Genomic DNA, 18782 nt, shown 5'->3' on the forward strand with positions numbered 1-18782 from the left:
CTTACGCTTTAGAAGACAATTCTTCAATAGTGTGGAATTGGTTGGTGTAGATGCAGATGTCACCGGCGATGCTCAGCGATTTTTCAACGATGTCGCGGGCGTCAAGCTCAGAGTTTTCCAGCAAGGCGCGGGCAGCGGCCTGGGCATAGGGACCCCCGGAACCGATGGCGATCAGGTCGTTTTCCGGCTGGATCACATCACCGTTACCGCTGATGATCAGCGACGCATTTTCATCCGCGACGGCCAGCAGTGCTTCCAGACGGCGCAGCATGCGGTCGGTTCGCCAGTCTTTCGCCAGTTCAACGGCGGCTTTCACCAGATGACCCTGATGCATTTCCAGTTTGCGTTCGAACAGCTCAAACAGTGTGAAGGCATCAGCCGTACCGCCGGCAAAGCCCGCGATCACTTTGTCGTTATACAGGCGACGTACTTTTTTGACGTTGCCCTTCATGACGGTATTTCCCAATGTGGCCTGGCCATCACCACCGATAACGACCTTGCCGTTGCGGCGTACACTTACAATTGTTGTCACGAGCAGTTCCTCGTTGCAGACGGAAAAGATCCCCGCAGGCTTGTGGGACACACCGGGTGTCTCACAAGCTTACGAGGCATATTGAAAGTATAGATTGGGGAAGGATTACGGGTTTTCAACCCCCGGTTGCGAGGGGAATGCAACCGGAGATGCCTGCGCTCTTCAGGCGGGTGAGGGTGCTGTCTGCACCGGAGCGGCTGTTGTACGGGCCAATGACGACGCGATTCCAGCCGCCGCCCGTGGTGATACGACCTTCGAAACCTTCAAACGCCAGTTTGGCGCGTTGGGATTCCGCCTGTTCGCTGCCTTTGAAAGAACCGCACTGCACCATAAAGCGCTGGGTTTTTTCCTGCGCTTTTGGTTTTTCCGGCTCAGCCTGAGTAATGGCGGCGGGTTGCTGCGGTTTCGGCGCTTCTTTTACCGGCTCTTTCACCACTGGCTTCGGTTTAGGCTGAACGGGCTGGGTTTGCACCTGAGCCTGCGGCGCACGTACCGGCTGCGTTTGCGGCGTATACGTTGGCTGAACCTGACGCGGCTGAGTCTGCACCGGCTGTTGCTGCGCATAAGTCGGCTGCTGTTGCTGCTGAACCTGACGCGAGGTATGCGCCGGTGCCTGCGTCACCTGATTCGGGTCGTTATACGGCACTTCAGACAGCTGTGTTGGCGTCTGGCGCATATCGGCCTGCATCTGTTCGAGAAGCTGGCGCTGTTCCGGCGTCAGTTGCGTTTTGGATTCGACTTGTCCGCCCGCCGTCGGTTCTGTCGGCGTGGTCACGCCCATCTGGCGGTTTTCCAGTTCTTTAATGTAACGCCAGCGCTCTTCTGGCTTAGGCGGCAATCCATTACCCGGACGGACAGCATGTGTCGGCAACACTGTCGTTTCTTCATGTTTATTGTGCGCAATAAAATAGAGGCCACCGACAAACACCACCAGGACCGCAACGGCTAACACCACCATGGTTTTGGAGATCGTTGGGGAACTGCGTTTTTTACTCCGGCTGGTACTTTTCCGCCGCGCTCCTGAGCGCCCACGGCTTACATAGTCTCTTTGTGCCACTATCGTTTCGCTGTGTCGTAATGAATGAAGAAGTGCGTCATGTTACTTAACCCTGAACATATACTGAAATTAAAACTTCATAACAGACTAAATACTGACTCACGCGTTAGGGGCGGCCGTGCTTTCACGCACCACCAGTTCACTGTCGAGCAGCAGAGAGCCATTTTGTACCGGATTTCCCTGTAACTGCTCAAGCAATAATAACATGGCCTGACGGCCAAGCTGGAATCTCGGCTGCGCCACGGTGGTCAGCGGAGGATCGGTATACTGGCTGGCCTTGATGTCATCGAAGCCGACCACCGACAGATCCTGCGGAATGCGCAGCCCCATTTTCTTTGCCTGGAACATCGCGCCAATCGCCATCACATCGTTGTGGCAGAAAATCGCCGTTGGCGGAACGGGCAGCGACATCAGTTCTGTTACCGCCTGTGCGCCGGATTCATAGCTGAAATCACCATGAATGGTCAGTTTGCTCTCGACGCTCAACCCGTTGCGGCGCAGCGCCTGCACATAGCCTTGTGAACGGTACTGGCACAGCGGCATATGTTTCGGACCGGCGATGCAGGCAATGCGCTGATGCCCCAGTTTCAGAAGATAGTGCACGGCTTCAAACGCCGCCGTCAGGTTATCAATGTGGACGGTCGGCAGTTCCAGTTCCGGCGCAAATTCATTGGCCATGACCATCGGCGGCAAATTACGTTGTTCTTCTTTGCTGGCATCGAAAGGCAAATCAGAGCCGAGCAGGAGCATGCCGTCAATTTGCTTGGTAATGATCAGATTGATAAAGGTTTTTTCTTGCTGATTTTGCTGAGCACAGTCGCCGATCAATACCAGATAACCGCTTTCGGCCGCGGTGCGCTCGATCCCCTGGATCAGGTCTGAGAAAAACGGATCGCAGATATCGGGGACGATCACCAGGATCGTGCGTGATTCATTCCGTTTCAGATTACGGGCCAGGGCATGAGGAGAATAACCTACGGCCATGACGGCCTGATCAACCTTCTGACGGGTTGCGGCGGAGACTTTCTCCGGATTCATTAATGCACGGGATACGGTTGCTGTTGAAACGCCTGCCTGTTCAGCCACATCTTTCATTGTTGCGGCGGGTAATTCTTTCTTGTGCTCCAACGTCTCTCTCCTTGCAACAGCATCAAACTGACACAACAGCATCAACATTCCTCGCCTGGCTACGCATGATGTGTAGCTCATCACATTCTAAACAGAATGTGAGTAGGATTTGTTACCTAATTTGCATTAAAAGTGTGACGCAGATGCTTTTTTCGATCCATCACGCAAAAAACCTGAGTATTTATGCGGATTTTCCTTAGGGATCAGCTGTCAATCGGATCGACATCCAGCGTCCATTTCACTTTTTTAGCCTGCGGCAGGCTGGCAATCAGGGGCTGAGAGCTTTTGATCAGATGCTGCAAAACGCGGCGTGAAGGATGCTGCAACAGCAGTTGCCAGCGGAAACGTCCGCTGCGTTTGGCCTGCAAGGCGGGAACCGGCCCCAGGATCCACAGTGAATCGTCTTTCAGCGGGCTGGATTCCAGCAGATTACGCAACTGCTGGAGGAACAGCGCCGATTGCTGATTATCGTGATCTTCCGAGCGGATCATAATGTGACTGGTATAAGGAGGGAGAAAAACGCTTTTGCGCTCCGCCAGCGTCTGTCTGGCGAATTCGTCGTAACCTTGCCGTAGCAGCACCTGCAACAGCGGATGTTCAGGATGATGCGTCTGCAACACCACTTCACCCTGTTTGCCTGCGCGTCCGGCACGGCCGGAAACCTGCGTATAAAGCTGGGCAAAACGCTCAGCAGAACGGAAGTCCGCCGAGAACAGCGCGCCGTCGACATCCAGCAATGACACCAGCGTGACGTCCGGGAAGTGATGCCCTTTTGCCAGCATTTGCGTCCCGATCAGAATGCGCGCACCGCCGCGATGGACTTCACTCAGATGCTGTTCCAGCGAACCTTTGCGGCTGGTGGTATCGCGGTCGATGCGTGTGATAGGCGTATCCGGGAACAACGGCGCCAGTTCGTTTTCCAGCTGTTCGGTGCCGACGCCGACCGAGACCAGCTGCGTCGAACCGCAGTGCGGACACTGATGCGGCACGGCGCGCTGGCTGTCACAATGGTGGCAGCGTAACTGGCGATGATTCTGGTGCAGGGTGTAATAGTGATCGCAGCGCTGACATTCGGCTATCCAGCCGCATTCGTGGCAAAGCAGGGCAGGGGCATAACCGCGGCGATTGAGGAACAGCATCACCTGATTATCGGCTTTCAGATGTTCCTGCATTTTCTGGATCAGTGGCTGAGACAGCCCGACTTTCAGCTGCAACCCTTTCAAATCCAGCAAATTCTGGCGGGCGAGTTTGGCATTCCCGGCACGTTTGGTCAGTTTCAGCTGGCGATATTTCCCCAGTTCCACGTTGTGCAGCGTTTCCAGCGCAGGTGTTGCCGAGCCCATAATAATCGGAATGTTTTCAGCGTGAGCGCGGTACACCGCCAGATCCCGGGCGTGATAGCGCCAGCCTTCCTGCTGTTTATAAGAACTGTCGTGTTCTTCGTCGATAATGATGACGCCGAGACGGGCAAACGGCGTAAACAGGGATGAACGGGTGCCGATGACAATCCCTGCTTCACCATTACGCGCCCGCAGCCAGACGGCGAGACGCTCGCTGTCGTTCAGGCCGGAGTGCAGCACATCCACCGGTGCGCTGAAACGCTCGCGAAAACGCGCGATGGTTTGCGGCGTCAGGCCGATTTCCGGCACCATCACCAGCGCCTGCCGGCCCTGTGCCAGAATATTCTCCAGCACGCTGAGATAGACTTCGGTTTTCCCCGACCCGGTGACACCGGCCAGCAGCCAGGCGGAGAACTGCTGGTCTTCACTGCGGATCGCCCCCACGGCGGTGGCCTGCTCGGTATTGAGGCGTAAACGTTCGCCGACGACCGAAAAATCCTTGCGCCAGTCGTGCGTGGCGGGCGCGATGCTGCGTAAATCCGTCAGCCCTTTGGCGCGTAACGCCTGCAACGCTGTATCTGTCAGATCCAGATCGGCGACCTGATGACGGTAAAGCGGCTTTTGCATCAGCGCAGCCATCGCCTGTTGTTGCTTGGGCGCACGTTTCAGACTGTCGAGCGGCGTGGCGCGACCCTGCTCGGTGGCGAACCATTGCCACAGTGGCGTCAGCTCGGCGGCTTTGCCCTGACGCAACAACACCGGCAGCGCATGGAACAGTACTTCGCCGAGGGGATAATGATAATAGTCGGCGGCCCAGAACAGGATGCGCCACAAATCGGGAGTGAACAGGCTGGCACCGTCGAGGACTTCACGCACAGGTTTCAGCTTTTCCAGACCAAATTCACTGGTGTCACTGATGCGGGTGACAATGCCGATGGCATCGCGTTTACCGAACGGCACACTGACCCGGCAACCCGGCGAAACCTGCATATCAGGCGGCAACAGATAGTCGAAAGTACGGGAGAGCGGGACGGGTAAAGCAACGTGGGCAACAGGCATTGTGGGTCCAGACTTTAAAAAAATGACGAGATAGTGTACACTGTGTCCTTCGAAATGCATGAACATCATTGCGCGGTTCTCAGAGATTCTGTATGATTCGCCGCCTTTGGTGCATTTCGTACTCAAAGCCTATCATCCACTACGCGTGGTGTCTGACAGAACAGGGTTGGATAGCGACGCGGCCTTAAGAAGAGGTTTTCCATGAAAAAAGGTATTCACCCTAATTACGTAGAAGTTACTGCTAACTGCTCATGCGGTAACGTTATCAAAACTCACTCAACTGTGGGTCACGATCTGAACCTGGACGTTTGTGGCGAATGTCACCCGTTCTACACTGGTAAGCAACGTGAAGTGGCTACCGGTGGCCGCGTTGACCGCTTCAACAAGCGTTTCAGCGTTCCAAGCAGCAAATAAGCTACGCTTGAGAGCAAAAAAAGGCGCCTTTGGCGCCTTTTTTGTTGCCTGCCGTTTGACATCCCGCCAGACAAATCTTTCTTTTTGATCGCCATTACCCCGGTGATCGCCAGATAACCAAAAAGCCGCACGACGGGTTCGTACGGATTTTTCAGGCCATCGACGCGGCGATCAGTATTCCCAGGTATCAGGATCCACACCCAGTTCACGCATCAGGATCTTCGCCGCTTCCGGGATTTCGTCACTGCGCTCTTTCCGCAGGTCTTCGTCGTTCGGCAAAGGCTGACCGGTGAAGGCGTGCAGGAAAGCCTCACACAATAATTCACTGTTGGTCGCATGACGCAGGTTGTTCACCTGGCGACGGGTGCGTTCATCGGTGAGGATCTTGAGGACTTTCAGCGGAATGGATACCGTAATTTTCTTAACTTGTTCGCTTTTCTTACCGTGTTCAGCGTAAGGGCTGACATATTCGCCGTTCCACTCAGCCATGGGACACCTTAAATTTATCAAAAAATAAAATTCTGAAAACCGCGTGATTATGCCCGATTTTCACTGTTCTCACTAAGTAAATGTCGGAATTTAACAGGGATACCTCACGATTTTCCCTGCGGCATTGTTCATTTTGTCACCTTGCGCTTAACTATTCCGGCGCGACAGTTCTGCCTGACATCTTCATTAACGCCATAATTTTAGCGGGTATTGCTCTGTTGCTCAATCTATACGCAAAGAAGTTTAGATGTCCAGATGTATTGACGTCTATAACTCCGGGCGTTACTCTTTACATCCTCATCTTTCGCATTTCGTCAGGAAGAAACGATTATGACGCACAAGCAAGCCACCATTGCCGTAGGCAGTGGCCTGAACAATGATCAGCAATATGGTTGTGTAGTTCCGCCTATCTACCTTTCAAGCACCTACAACTTTGAAGATTTCAACCAGCCAAGAGCGCACGACTATTCACGTCGCGGTAACCCGTCGCGTGATGTGGTTCAGCGCGCGCTGGCGGATCTGGAAGGCGGTGCCGGTGCGGTACTGACCAGCAGCGGTATGTCTGCCATTCATCTGGTGTGTACGGTCTTTCTGAAACCTGGCGATTTACTGGTGGCCCCGCACGATTGCTACGGCGGCAGCTACCGTCTGTTCGACAGCCTGAGCAAACGCGGCGCGTATCGCGTGCTGTTTGTCGATCAGGGCGACCCGCAGGCGCTGGCCGAAGCACTGAAAGAACAGCCGAAACTGGTGCTGATCGAAACCCCGAGCAATCCGTTGCTGCGCGTGGTGGATATTCAGGCGATTTGCGATGCATCACGCGCCGCCGGTGCCCTGACGGTAGTGGATAACACCTTCCTCAGCCCGGCGTTGCAGAATCCGTTGCAGCTTGGCGCGGATTTAGTCGTCCATTCATGTACTAAATATCTGAACGGGCATTCTGATGTGGTCGCCGGTACGGTAATATCTAAGACCGCAGAACACGCGACAGAACTGGCGTGGTGGGCGAACAATATTGGTGTGACCGCCGCCGCGTTTGACAGCTATCTGTTATTGCGCGGTTTGCGCACGTTAACGGTTCGCGTGAAACAGCAGCAGGAAAATGCCCTGGCGATTGTGGCTTATTTACAGAAACAATCGCAGGTCAAAAAGCTGTATCATCCGTCGCTGCCGGAAAACCAGGGCCATGACATTGCCCGCCGCCAGCAACGTGGCTTCGGTGCCATGATCAGTTTTGAATTTAACGGAGATGAAGCTCAGCTGCGACATTTCCTGAAAGAATTGAAGTTATTTACCCTCGCAGAATCACTGGGGGGCGTCGAAAGCCTGATTTCTCATACCGCGACCATGACGCACGCCGGCATGGCGCCGGAAGCGCGTAAAGCCGCCGGGATTTCTGACAGCTTGCTCCGTATTTCTGTAGGTCTTGAAGACAGCGAAGATTTGATTGCTGATCTGGAACACGCATTCCAGTCAGCGGCAACGAGGTAAGTATGAATGCAATAGCGGTTGCAGCGCCGGCGGGAAGCCGTCAGCTGCACAAATTTGGTGGTAGCAGTCTGGCCGACGTGAAATGTTATCTGCGCGTTGCCGGGATCATGGCCGAGTATGCCAAACCGGGCGACATGATGGTGGTGTCGGCGGCAGGCAGCACAACCAACCAGCTGATCAGCTGGCTGAAGCTGAGCCAGACAGACAGAATTTCCGCGCATCAGGTTCAGCAGGCATTGCGCCGTTATCAGAGTGATTTGATAACCGGCCTGTTGCCGCCGGAAATGGCCGAACCGCTTATTGCTTCCTTTATTCATGATCTCGAACGTCTGGCTGTTTTGCTTGATGGCAAAATGACCGATGCGATTTACGCCGAAGTCGTCGGGCATGGCGAAGTCTGGTCTGCACGCCTGATGTCTGCCGTGCTGTGCAAACTGGAATTACCGGCAGCCTGGCTGGATGCCCGGGAATTCCTGCGTGCCGAACGCGCCGCTCAACCTCAGGTAGACGAAGGCCGTTCGTATCCGCTGCTGCAACAACTGCTCGCGCAACACCCTCAGCAATATCTGGTGGTGACCGGCTTTATCGCCCGCAGCGACGCGGGTGAAACCGTGCTGCTTGGCCGTAACGGCAGTGACTATTCCGCCACCCAAATTGGTGCACTGGCGAATGCCAGCCGTGTCACCATCTGGAGCGATGTGGCCGGGGTGTACAGCGCCGATCCGCGTAAAGTGAAAGATGCCTGTTTGCTGCCGTTGCTGCGTCTCGATGAAGCCAGCGAGCTGGCGCGTCTGGCGGCACCGGTGCTGCACACCCGTACCCTTCAGCCGGTATCCGGCAGTGATATCGATTTACAGCTGCGTTGCAGCTACCAGCCGGAACAAGGCTCAACGCGTATTGAACGCGTGCTGGCGTCCGGTACTGGCGCGAAAATTGTCACCAGCCACGATGATATTTGTCTGATCGAAATGGTCATCCCTTCCGGTCACGATTTTGGTCTGGCACAAAAAGATGTCGAGCTGCTGCTTAAACGTGCGCAGATCAAACCGCTGTGTACCGGCATCCATCCTGACCGTAATTTGCTGCAACTGTGCTACACCTCCGAAGTGGCGGGCAGCGCACTGCAGGTTCTCGAAGAAGCGGCACTTCCGGCGCGTCTGACGCTGCGTGAAGGGCTGGCGCTGGTGGCGCTGGTCGGTGCGGGCGTGTGTAAGAATCCGCTGCACAGTCACCGTTTCTATCAGGAAATGAAAGATCAGCCGGTGGAGTTTATCTGGCAGGCGGAAGACGGCATCAGTCTGGTCGCCGTACTGCGTATCGGCCCGACCGCGCACCTGATTCAGGGGCTGCACAAAACGCTGTTCCGCGCTGAAAAGCAAATCGGTCTGATGCTGTTTGGTAAAGGCAACATCGGTTCACGCTGGCTGGAACTGTTCGCCCGTGAGCAAAAGAACATCTCTGCCCGCAGTGGTTTTGAGTTTGTGCTGGCCGGCGTGGTCGACAGCAAGCGCAGTCTGCTCAATTACGACGGTCTGGACGCCAGCCGCGCGCTGGCCTTCTTTGATGATGAATCGCAGGCACACGATGAAGAATCGCTGTTCCTGTGGATGCGTGCGCATCCTTATGACGATTTAGTGGTGCTGGATGTGACGGCCAGCGCCGAACTGGCGGATCAGTATCTCGATTTCGCTAGCTACGGTTTCCATGTGATCAGCGCCAACAAACTGGCCGGTGCATCGGATACCCATAAATACCGTCAGATCCGCGACGCGTTTTCCAAAACGGGCAGCCACTGGTTGTATAACGCCACGGTCGGAGCCGGTTTGCCGGTCAACCATACGGTGCGTGATTTACGCGAAAGCGGCGACAGCATTCTGGCGATCAGCGGGATTTTCTCCGGCACCTTGTCATGGTTGTTCCTGCAATTCGACGGTACGTTACCGTTCACCGAACTGGTGGATCTGGCATGGCAGCAGGGGCTGACGGAGCCGGATCCGCGTGATGATTTATCCGGTCAGGACGTGATGCGTAAGCTGGTGATCCTGGCGCGCGAAGCGGGTTACGACATCGAGCCGACGCAGGTTCGTGTGGAATCGCTGGTGCCGGAAGCCTGCGCGACAGGTTCTGTCGATCAGTTCTTTGAAGACGGCGAGGCGCTGAATCAGCAAATGCTGCAGCGTCTGGAAGCCGCCCGCGAAATGGGTCTGGTGCTGCGCTACGTGGCGCGTTTCGATGCTAACGGCAAAGCCCGTGTTGGCGTGGAAGCTGTGCGTGAGGATCATCCTCTGGCCGCATTGCTGCCGTGCGATAACGTGTTCGCCATCGAAAGCCGCTGGTATCGCGATAACCCGCTGGTGATCCGCGGGCCGGGTGCAGGACGTGATGTCACCGCCGGTGCATTGCAGTCTGACCTTAACCGCCTGACGCAACTTCTGTAATTTATCTCAGCCCTTCCGGTACTTACCGTAAGGGCTGTTCTTCACTTTTCCGCACCTTCCCCACAGCAAAACGTCACCAACGTGAAATTCTTTCAGTTTGCGTGAAGATTAATCATCCCCTGCCATCATTTTAACGTTGACACTTTGTCTGCTTTCCGTCATTTTCTATCTATACGTTTAGACGTCCAAACGTCCATCATAACGAAACATAATCAAAACGCAGTGATCCATGAGGTAGTGTTTATGAGCTTTTTCCACGCAAACCAGCGCGAAGCGCTGAATCAGAATCTGGCCGAGTTACAGGGTCAGATTAACGTTTCTTTCGAATTTTTCCCGCCACGTACCAGCGAGATGGAAGATACGTTGTGGAGCTCTATTGATCGCCTCAGCAGCCTCAGGCCAAAGTTCGTGTCGGTGACGTACGGCGCCAACTCCGGCGAGCGCGACCGCACGCACAGCATCATTAAAGGCATTAAAGAACGTACCGGTCTGGAAGCGGCTCCACACCTGACCTGTATCGATGCCAGCCGTGATGAACTGCGTCAGATCGCCCGGGATTACTGGGAAAGCGGTATCCGCCATATTGTTGCCCTGCGCGGCGATTTGCCGCCAGGCAGTGGCAAACCGGAAATGTATGCCACCGATCTGGTGCAGTTGCTGAAAGAAGTGGGCGACTTTGATATTTCCGTTGCGGCGTACCCGGAAGTGCATCCGGAAGCCAAAAACGCGCAGTCCGATCTGATTAACCTGAAACGCAAAATTGATGCCGGTGCCAACCGTGCGATTACCCAGTTCTTCTTCGACGTGGAAAGCTACCTGCGTTTCCGCGACCGCTGTGCGGGTCAGGGGATTGATGTGGAGATCGTGCCGGGCATTCTGCCGGTGTCGAATTTCAAACAGCTGACGCGCTTTGCGACGATGACTAACGTGCGTGTTCCGCACTGGATGAACAGCCTGTTCGAAGGGCTGGATGACGATGCCGAAACCCGCAAAATGGTCGGTGCCAATATCGCGATGGACATGGTGAAAATCCTCAGCCGTGAAGGCGTGAAGGACTTCCACTTCTACACCCTGAACCGTGCCGAAATGAGTTATGCGATTTGCCACACGCTGGGTGTGCGTCCTGATATCGCCGTGCCGGTTCGCGCTTAATCTTTTTTGCCCGGCGCTGAAGGTAAAAAACCCGCGAATTCGCGGGTTTTTCTTTGGGTGCTGTCAGCAAAACTAGCCGGTATTACGCATACCCGCCGCCACGCCGGCAATCGTCACCATCAGTGCCTGTTCGACATTGGCATCCTGCTTGCCGTCCTGTTCCAGTTCGCGGGAACGGTGCAGCAATTCGGCCTGCAACACGTTCAGCGGATCGGTGTAGACGTTACGCAGGGCGATAGATTCCGCAATCCACGGCAAATCTTCCATCAGGTGATCGTCGTTAGAAATCGCCAGGATCACTTTGATGTCGCTTGCCAGCTGGTCACGCAATTGCTGACCCAGCGGCCACAATTCTTTCCCGACCAGACGGTGATCGTAGTATTCCGCCAGCCACAGGTCCGCTTTCGCGAACACCATTTCCAGCATGCCGATACGGGTGGAGAAGAACGGCCAGTCGCGGCACATGGTTTCCAGCTCGTCGCGTTTTCCATCATCCACCACCGCTTGTAAACCGGCACCCGCGCCCAGCCAGGCAGGCAGCATCAGACGGTTTTGCGTCCAGGCGAAAATCCACGGAATAGCACGCAGGCTTTCGACGCCACCGCTGGCTTTACGTTTCGCCGGACGGGAGCCGAGTGGCAGTTTCGCCAGTTCCTGCTCCGGCGTGGCTGCGCGGAAGTAAGGCACGAAGTCTTTATTCTCACGGATATAGCCACGGTACATTTTGCAGGACACGTCAGACAGCTGTTCCATGATGTCCACCCAGGCTTTTTTCGGCTCAGGCGGCGGCAACAGGTTGGCTTCCAGAATGGCGGAGGTGTACAGCGCCAGACTGCTGATGGTCACTTCCGGCAGACCGAATTTGAAGCGGATCATTTCGCCCTGTTCGGTGACGCGCAGGCCGCCTTTCAGGCTGCCCGGAGGCTGAGACAGCAGCGCAGCTTGCGCCGGTGCGCCGCCACGGCCAATCGAACCGCCGCGTCCGTGGAACAGCGTCAGGGCAATGCCCGCTTTCTCGCAGGTTTTGATCAGGGCGTCCTGTGCACGGTATTGCGCCCAGGATGCCGCCATCACGCCCGCGTCTTTTGCGGAGTCGGAATAGCCAATCATCACCATCTGTTTGCCCTGAATGAAACCACGGTACCAGTCGATGCTCAGTAATTGCTTCATCACGTCGTCGGCGTTGTTCAGGTCGTCGAGCGTTTCGAACAGTGGCGCGACCGGCATCGGGAACGGGCAACCGGCTTCTTTCAGCAGCAGATGGACGGCCAGCACGTCAGACGGCGTACGCGCCATCGAAATGACATACGCCGCGATCGAGCCTTCCGGCGCTTCGGCGATCACCTGACAGGTATCGAGCACTTCTTTGGTGTCGGCGCTCGGTTCCCAGTGGCGTGGCACCAGCGGACGTTTTGAATTCAGTTCGCGGATCAGGAAAGCCTGTTTGTCGGATTCTGACCAGCTTTCGTAATCACCCAGACCAAGATAGCGGGTGATTTCGGCGATAGCATCGGTGTGGCGGGTACTTTCCTGACGCACATCGATACGCACCAGCGGCACGCCGAAGCAACGCACGCGGCGCAGGGTATCCAGCAACTGACCGTTGGCGATAATGCCCATGTTGCAGGCTTGCAGTGACTGGTAACAGGCGTAAAGCGGTGCCCACAGCTGGTCATTTTTCACCAGCAAATCGTGAGGACGCGCGACACGTTCGCCTTTCAGACGGGCTTCCAGATACACCTGGGTATTGGTCAGCTGTGAACGCAGCTGTTTCATGATTTCACGGTAAGGTTCGATGATGTCCGCACCGCCAGCCAGTTCGCGCAGTTCCGGCGTGCATTCGGTCATCGACAGTTCTGACACCAGTACCGCGACATCGCGCAGGAACAGGTCAGTCGCTTTCCAGCGGCTCAGTAAAAGTACGTGGCGGGTGATGTCGGCGGTGACGTTCGGGTTACCGTCGCGGTCGCCACCCATCCAGGACGTGAAGCGCACCGGCACTGCTTCCACCGGCATTTTGTAATCCAGCGAGGATTCCAGCTGTTCGTTCAGTTCACGCAGGAAAGCAGGCACGCCTTCCCACAGGCTGTTTTCCACAACGGCAAAACCCCATTTGGCTTCATCCACCGGAGAAGGGCGGTTTTTGCGGATTTCATCGGTATGCCATGACTGCGCGATCAACTGGCGCAGGCGGCGCATGATCTGTTTGCGCTCGTAATCGGCCAGATCGTTATGGTCGAGTTGTTTGAGGCAGTTATTCACTTCCACCAGTTTGTGGATCAGCGTGCGGCGGGCAATTTCTGTCGGGTGCGCGGTCAGCACCAGTTCGATAGAAAGCTGGTCAACGGCATCACGTAACTGCTGGTCAGAGAGATTTTTGGATTTCAGGCGATCGAACAATTGGGCCAGCGCTTCAGGATTGCTGGCGGCTTCGCCGTGCGGCGAAATGCTGTGATATTGCTCAGCCACGTTGGCTAAGTTCAGAAACTGGCTAAAAGCACGGGCAACAGGCAGCAGCTCATCATTAGAGAGATTTTGCAGCGTTGACAGCAACTCCTGTCGATCCGCTTCGTTTCCGGCGCGGGAGGATTTCGACAGCTTACGGATTTTCTCAACACGATCCAGGATATGTTCTCCCAACGTATCTTTGATCGTGTCGCCCAGCAATTTACCTAAGGTACTGACATTACTTCGCATTGCGGAATATTGTTCGTTCATATTACCTCTGACCCGTTCTCTCGTTTAATTTTTATATTCTGTAAATAACTTTCACCCGTCAGGCATTCTTGCCCCGTTCACCCTGCCAACCTGGCCACACTTTTTAAATTCAGCCCCTGTTTTAACCCAAAAACCCCCGATCACTCACGTGAAAAATGGTCTTTTTGGCCATGTCGCTGAAATTTAATTACAACCGCGACGATATCAGTTTGGCTAATCGCACGTTTGTACAGTATCAAAGGGCGCCCGTGAGCGCCCTGATTGTTTCTTCATCAATCCGACATTCAGGATCAGTGATAACAGAAGTGATGAACGACCTGAGAAATCAGCTCGCGAGTCGGTTTAATGAACGCCGTATCAATATATTCATCTGGCTGATGCGCCTGATCGATAGAACCCGGCCCCAGCACCAGCGTCGGACACAGTTCCTGAATAAACGGCGCTTCGGTGCAGTAGTTAACGATTTCCGTTTCCACACCTAACAGCTTCTCAACCACCTGCACCAGCGGGTGATCCGGCGGACATTCATAGCCCGGGATCGGCGGATGCAGTTCTTCAATCACAATACGTCCCGGCCAGCGTTCGCTGACCGGTGCCAGCGCTTCATTCAGCAGACCGTCAATGTCGGTGAGTGTCAGACCCGGCAGCGGCCGGATATCCATATGCATTTCGCAACACGCGCAGATACGGTTTGGCGCATCGCCGCCGTTAATGTAACCAAAGTTCATGGTCGGGTACGGGATGACGAAACCACTGTGGTTGTAACGGGTTTTCAGCGTATTGCGCAGCGTCATTAAATGGGTAATCGATTCGTGCATCAGCTCAATCGCGTTCACGCCGCGCGACGGATCGCTGGAATGGCCGGACTGACCGGTGATACGAATGGCATTGGACAGATGGCCTTTATGCGCACGAACCGGCTTGAGGGAGGTCGGTTCGCCGATGATCGCGCAGTCAGGACGAATGCTGGCGTTTTTGGAGAAATAGCTGGCACCGGCCATGGTGGTTTCTTCATCGGCGGTCGCCAGAATATACAGCGGTTTAGTCAGTTTGGTCAGATCGACATCGCGCAGTGAATCGAGGATAAAGGCGAAGAAACCTTTCATGTCGGCAGTGCCCAGACCATAGAGCTTATTTTCATGCTCGGTCAGGGTGAAAGGATCACGTGTCCAGCGGCCGTCATCGAACGGAACGGTGTCGGTATGACCGGCCAGTAACAGACCGCCCGCACCTGTACCGGTACTGGCTAACATATTGAATTTATGGCGCGTTCCTGGAACGGGTTGCACTTCGACGTTGAAGCCTAAATCACCGAACCAGCCTGCCAGTAAATTGATTAACGTCTCATTGCTCTGGTCCAGTGCAGCGTCTGTGGCGCTGATGGAAGGGGTTGCGATTAACGCCCGGTAGAGCTCAATAAAAGGAGGTAATTTCATCTTCACTGTTGACAGCCTTTAGTTAGGGTAGTATTCATATTCATGCAATAATTGTGAATAAAAATACAATAAGCCAGCGCGTAAGGAAACCGGAAAAAATTCATCCGGCCCCTACCCAAAAAATTGAGAAGGTGAACAAGCCCTATGTTGAATACGCTGATTGTTGGTGCCACAGGCTATGCCGGTGCTGAACTCGCTGCATACCTGAATCGCCACCCACATATGAACATAACCGGTTTAACGGTTTCAGCGCAAAGTGCAGATGCAGGAAAATTGCTTTCTGATTTGCATCCTCAATTAAAAGGCATCGTCGATCTGCCGGTCCGGCCGCTGACCGACGTGGCGGAAGCCGCAAAAGGCGTCGATGTGGTGTTTCTGGCGACGGCGCATGAAGTCAGCCACGATTTAGCGCCGCAGTTCCTGGCGGCGGGCTGCGTGGTCTTCGATCTCTCCGGTGCCTTCCGTGTCAGCAAACCTGAGTTTTACACCGAATTTTACGGCTTTGAGCATCAGCATACCGATTTGCTGGATAAAGCCGTGTACGGCCTGGCCGAATGGCAGGCGGACAAATTAAAAGACGCACAGCTGATTGCCGTCCCGGGTTGCTACCCGACTGCGTCACAGCTGGCGCTCAAACCCCTTATCGAAAATGGGTTGCTCAACGACAGCCAGTGGCCGGTGATCAACGCCACCAGCGGCGTCAGCGGCGCGGGCCGTAAAGCCACGCTGGGCAACAGCTTCTGTGAAGTCAGCCTTCAGCCTTACAAATTGTTCAATCATCGTCATCATCCTGAAATTGTCGAGCATCTTGGGGTGCCGGTGATTTTCACTCCGCATCTGGGTAATTTCCCGCGCGGTATTCTGGCGACCATCACCTGCCGTCTGAAGGCCGGTGTGACGGAGCAGGACGTGGCGGAAGCTTTCCATAATGCCTATCACGATAAACCGCTGGTGCGCTTGTACACCAAAGGCGTTCCGGCGCTGAAAGACGTGGTCGGCCTGCCGTTCTGCGATATCGGTTTTGCGGTGAAAGGTGAGCATCTGATTGTGGTCGCGACGGAAGATAACGTTCTGAAAGGCGCGTCTGCACAGGCGGTTCAGTGCATGAATATCCGTTTCGGTTTCCCTGAGACGCAGTCACTGCTTTAACCCTCCGTCAGATTGTCAGTAAACAGAAAACAACCGCCCCTGAGCGTTTATTCAGACGCGCAGGGGTGGTAGATTGAATCAAAACCTATTGTTATTAATTAACATTCTCAACCGGTCGGGGCGCGAACAGCTATGAATCCGTTAGTCATCAAGTTAGGTGGTGTGTTGCTGGACAATGAAGAAGCACTTGAGCGCCTGTTCATGGCGGTTGTGGCTTATCGTCAGGAATATCACCGCCCGCTGGTCATTGTTCACGGTGGCGGCTGCCTGGTTGATGAGCTGATGAAAAAGCTGAATCTGCCGGTGGTGAAAAAAGCCGGTCTGCGTGTGACTCCGGCGGATCAGATTGACATCATTACTGGCGCGCTCGCGGGCAGCGCCAACAAAACCCTGCTGGCCTGGGCGGTCAAAAACCACATCAATGCGGTGGGGCTGTCTCTGGCGGACGGCGGCACGGTCAGCGTGACGCAACTGGATGAATCACTGGGCTATGTCGGTAAAGCCGAAGCCGGTAATCCGGCGCTGATCAACACGCTGCACGGTGCAGGCTACCTGCCGATTGTCAGCTCTATCGGTATCACCGCTGCCGGTGAACTGATGAACGTCAATGCCGATCAGGCGGCGACGGCGCTGGCGGCCACGCTGGGCGCGGATCTGATCCTGCTGTCTGATGTGAGCGGTATTCTCGATGGCAAAGGCCAGCGCATTCCTGAGATGAGTGCGGAGAAAGCCGAACAGCTTATCGATCAGGGGATTATCACTGACGGCATGATCGTCAAAGTTCACGCTGCGCTGGACGCCGCACGTTCTCTCGGACGTCCGGTCGATATCGCCAGCTGGCGTCACGCCGAGCAATTGCCGGCATTGTTTAACGGCGTCGCGATCGGCACACGCATTTTGGCGTAACGCATCGTCCGGCGTATCCGGTACACACTTTTGTCAGGGCGCAGCAGAGTGCGCCCTTTTGCATAAAAAATTTCAGGAGCAGGAAAATGGCACTTTGGGGCGGACGTTTTACTCAGGCAGCGGATCAGCGGTTTAAAGAACTGAATGACTCATTGCGTTTCGATTACCGGCTGGCAGAGCAGGACATCGTCGGTTCCGTGGCCTGGTCCAAAGCGCTGGTGACCGTCAACGTTTTAACGGCTGACGAGCAAATTCAGCTGGAAGAGGCGCTGACCGTTCTGCTGGAAGAAGTCCGTGCCAACCCGCGCGCTATTTTAGCCAGCGATGCAGAAGATATTCACAGCTGGGTTGAAGGCAAACTGATCGACAAAGTCGGCAATCTCGGTAAGAAACTGCATACCGGCCGCAGCCGTAACGATCAGGTCGCGACTGACATTAAACTGTGGTGCAAAGCGCAGGTCGTGGAACTGGGCGACGCGCTGCATCATTTACAGCAGGCGTTGGTCGCCACTGCCGAAGCCAATCAGGACGCGGTGATGCCGGGTTACACCCACCTGCAACGCGCGCAGCCGGTGACGTTTGCGCACTGGTGCATGGCGTATGTCGAAATGCTGGCGCGTGATGAAAGCCGCCTGAAAGATACCCTGACCCGTCTGGACGTCAGCCCGCTGGGATGTGGCGCGCTGGCCGGTACCGCGTATCCGATGGATCGCGAACAGCTGGCAGGCTGGTTAGGTTTCGCTTCCGCGACCCGCAACAGCCTCGACAGCGTGTCTGACCGCGACCATGTTCTTGAACTGCTGTCCAACGCGGCGATCAGCATGGTTCACCTTTCCCGTTTTGCCGAAGACCTGATCTTCTTCAATACCGGCGAAGCGGCGTTTATCGATTTGTCCGATCGCGTGACGTCAGGGTCTTCCCTGATGCCGCAGAAGAAAAACCCGGATGCGCTGGAGCTGATCCGTGGCAAATGTGGCCGTGTGCAGGGTGCCCTGACCGGCATGATGATGACCATGAAGGGTCTGCCGCTGGCGTACAACAAAGACATGCAGGAAGACAAAGAAGGGTTGTTCGACGCGCTCGATACCTGGATGGATTGCCTGAACATGGCGTCTCTGGTGCTGGACGGCATTCAGGTGAAACGTCCGCGTGCGAAAGAAGCGGCGCAACAGGGCTACGCGAACTCTACTGAACTGGCGGATTATCTGGTCGCCAAAGGCGTACCGTTCCGCGAAGCGCACCATATTGTCGGTGAAGCGGTGGTGGAGGCGATTAAGCAGGGCAAAGCGCTGGAAGCCTTGCCGCTGACCGATTTGCAGAAATTCAGCAGCGTGATTGGCGACGATGTGTATCCGATCCTTGAGCTGCAATCCTGTCTCGACAAACGCGCAGCCAAAGGCGGCGTTTCGCCGCAACAGGTCGCACAGGCAATTGCCGATGCGAAAGCGCGTTTAGGGCTGTAATTCCTGGAAT

Annotated in this window: 14 protein-coding genes; 7 read left to right on the plus strand and 7 right to left on the minus strand. The window is 55.2% G+C overall.

Annotated features, from left to right (window positions below; translation table 11 throughout):
• Position 1 precedes the first annotated feature (1 nt).
• From hslV to priA, 4 genes are all read right to left on the minus strand, one after another.
• Positions 2 to 532, minus strand: a complete 531-nt coding sequence (hslV, locus tag EDF78_RS22340; RefSeq protein ID WP_095924138.1) for an ATP-dependent protease subunit HslV — start codon at positions 530 to 532, stop codon at positions 2 to 4.
• A 115-nt stretch (positions 533 to 647) separates the two neighbouring features.
• The gene (gene ftsN / locus EDF78_RS22345; RefSeq protein WP_095924139.1) at positions 648 to 1589 is read right to left on the minus strand and encodes a cell division protein FtsN; all 942 of its coding nucleotides are present in this window, start codon (positions 1587 to 1589) and stop codon (positions 648 to 650) included.
• 99 nt (positions 1590 to 1688) lie between these two features.
• Positions 1689 to 2717 (minus strand): DNA-binding transcriptional regulator CytR, encoded by a 1029-nt coding sequence (gene cytR, locus EDF78_RS22350; protein ID WP_095924140.1) that lies wholly within the window; start codon positions 2715 to 2717, stop codon positions 1689 to 1691.
• Between the two features lie 203 nt (positions 2718 to 2920).
• Entirely contained in the window at positions 2921 to 5116 is a 2196-nt protein-coding gene (gene priA / locus EDF78_RS22355; protein WP_133823921.1) for a primosomal protein N', read from the minus strand.
• Positions 5117 to 5317: 201 nt separating this feature from the next.
• Between priA and rpmE the strand changes: the two genes are divergently transcribed.
• On the plus strand, positions 5318 to 5530 hold the full coding sequence (rpmE, locus tag EDF78_RS22360; RefSeq protein WP_095924142.1) for a 50S ribosomal protein L31: 213 nt from the start codon (positions 5318 to 5320) through the stop codon (positions 5528 to 5530).
• Between the two features lie 171 nt (positions 5531 to 5701).
• Here the strand turns inward: rpmE and metJ are convergent, their stop codons facing one another.
• On the minus strand, positions 5702 to 6019 hold the full coding sequence (metJ, locus tag EDF78_RS22365) for a met regulon transcriptional regulator MetJ (RefSeq protein WP_004392248.1): 318 nt from the start codon (positions 6017 to 6019) through the stop codon (positions 5702 to 5704).
• A 330-nt stretch (positions 6020 to 6349) separates the two neighbouring features.
• Between metJ and metB the strand changes: the two genes are divergently transcribed.
• The 3 genes from metB (at position 6350) to metF (ending at position 11100) form a co-directional block, all read left to right on the plus strand.
• Positions 6350 to 7510, plus strand: coding sequence for a cystathionine gamma-synthase (gene metB / locus EDF78_RS22375; RefSeq protein WP_095924144.1), 1161 nt, complete (start codon positions 6350 to 6352; stop codon positions 7508 to 7510).
• Positions 7511 to 7512: 2 nt separating this feature from the next.
• Complete coding sequence (locus EDF78_RS22380; protein ID WP_095924145.1) at positions 7513 to 9948, plus strand: bifunctional aspartate kinase/homoserine dehydrogenase II; 2436 nt, start codon at positions 7513 to 7515, stop codon at positions 9946 to 9948.
• A 243-nt stretch (positions 9949 to 10191) separates the two neighbouring features.
• On the plus strand, positions 10192 to 11100 hold the full coding sequence (gene metF, locus EDF78_RS22385; RefSeq protein ID WP_095924146.1) for a methylenetetrahydrofolate reductase: 909 nt from the start codon (positions 10192 to 10194) through the stop codon (positions 11098 to 11100).
• Positions 11101 to 11172: 72 nt separating this feature from the next.
• Here the strand turns inward: metF and ppc are convergent, their stop codons facing one another.
• Positions 11173 to 13818: a phosphoenolpyruvate carboxylase gene (ppc, locus tag EDF78_RS22390; RefSeq protein ID WP_095924147.1), complete on the minus strand. Its 2646-nt coding sequence runs from the start codon at positions 13816 to 13818 to the stop codon at positions 11173 to 11175.
• 290 nt (positions 13819 to 14108) lie between these two features.
• Entirely contained in the window at positions 14109 to 15260 is a 1152-nt protein-coding gene (gene argE, locus EDF78_RS22395) for an acetylornithine deacetylase (RefSeq protein ID WP_119823885.1), read from the minus strand.
• A gap of 138 nt (positions 15261 to 15398) precedes the next feature.
• Between argE and argC the strand changes: the two genes are divergently transcribed.
• From argC to argH, 3 genes are all read left to right on the plus strand, one after another.
• On the plus strand, positions 15399 to 16403 hold the full coding sequence (gene argC, locus EDF78_RS22400) for an N-acetyl-gamma-glutamyl-phosphate reductase (protein ID WP_095924149.1): 1005 nt from the start codon (positions 15399 to 15401) through the stop codon (positions 16401 to 16403).
• A gap of 132 nt (positions 16404 to 16535) precedes the next feature.
• Entirely contained in the window at positions 16536 to 17309 is a 774-nt protein-coding gene (gene argB / locus EDF78_RS22405; RefSeq protein WP_095924150.1) for an acetylglutamate kinase, read from the plus strand.
• 86 nt (positions 17310 to 17395) lie between these two features.
• Positions 17396 to 18772 carry an argininosuccinate lyase gene (argH, locus tag EDF78_RS22410; RefSeq protein ID WP_119823883.1) on the plus strand — a complete coding sequence of 459 codons (1377 nt, stop codon included), beginning with the start codon at positions 17396 to 17398 and terminating at the stop codon, positions 18770 to 18772.
• The last annotated feature ends 10 nt before the right edge of the window (positions 18773 to 18782 follow it).

This window comes from Rahnella sp. BIGb0236 (genome assembly GCF_004364755.1).
GTDB lineage: Bacteria > Pseudomonadota > Gammaproteobacteria > Enterobacterales > Enterobacteriaceae > Rahnella > Rahnella victoriana.

Coding starts and splice junctions, on each gene's coding strand:
- argC (WP_095924149.1), top strand. CDS start 15,399: ATGTTGAATACGCTGATTGTTGGTGCCACAGGCTATGCCGGTGCTGAA.
- ppc (WP_095924147.1), bottom strand. CDS start 13,818: ATGAACGAACAATATTCCGCAATGCGAAGTAATGTCAGTACCTTAGGT.
- argH (WP_119823883.1), top strand. CDS start 17,396: ATGGCACTTTGGGGCGGACGTTTTACTCAGGCAGCGGATCAGCGGTTT.
- rpmE (WP_095924142.1), top strand. CDS start 5,318: ATGAAAAAAGGTATTCACCCTAATTACGTAGAAGTTACTGCTAACTGC.
- metJ (WP_004392248.1), bottom strand. CDS start 6,019: ATGGCTGAGTGGAACGGCGAATATGTCAGCCCTTACGCTGAACACGGT.
- metB (WP_095924144.1), top strand. CDS start 6,350: ATGACGCACAAGCAAGCCACCATTGCCGTAGGCAGTGGCCTGAACAAT.
- metF (WP_095924146.1), top strand. CDS start 10,192: ATGAGCTTTTTCCACGCAAACCAGCGCGAAGCGCTGAATCAGAATCTG.
- argB (WP_095924150.1), top strand. CDS start 16,536: ATGAATCCGTTAGTCATCAAGTTAGGTGGTGTGTTGCTGGACAATGAA.
- EDF78_RS22380 (WP_095924145.1), top strand. CDS start 7,513: ATGAATGCAATAGCGGTTGCAGCGCCGGCGGGAAGCCGTCAGCTGCAC.
- priA (WP_133823921.1), bottom strand. CDS start 5,116: ATGCCTGTTGCCCACGTTGCTTTACCCGTCCCGCTCTCCCGTACTTTC.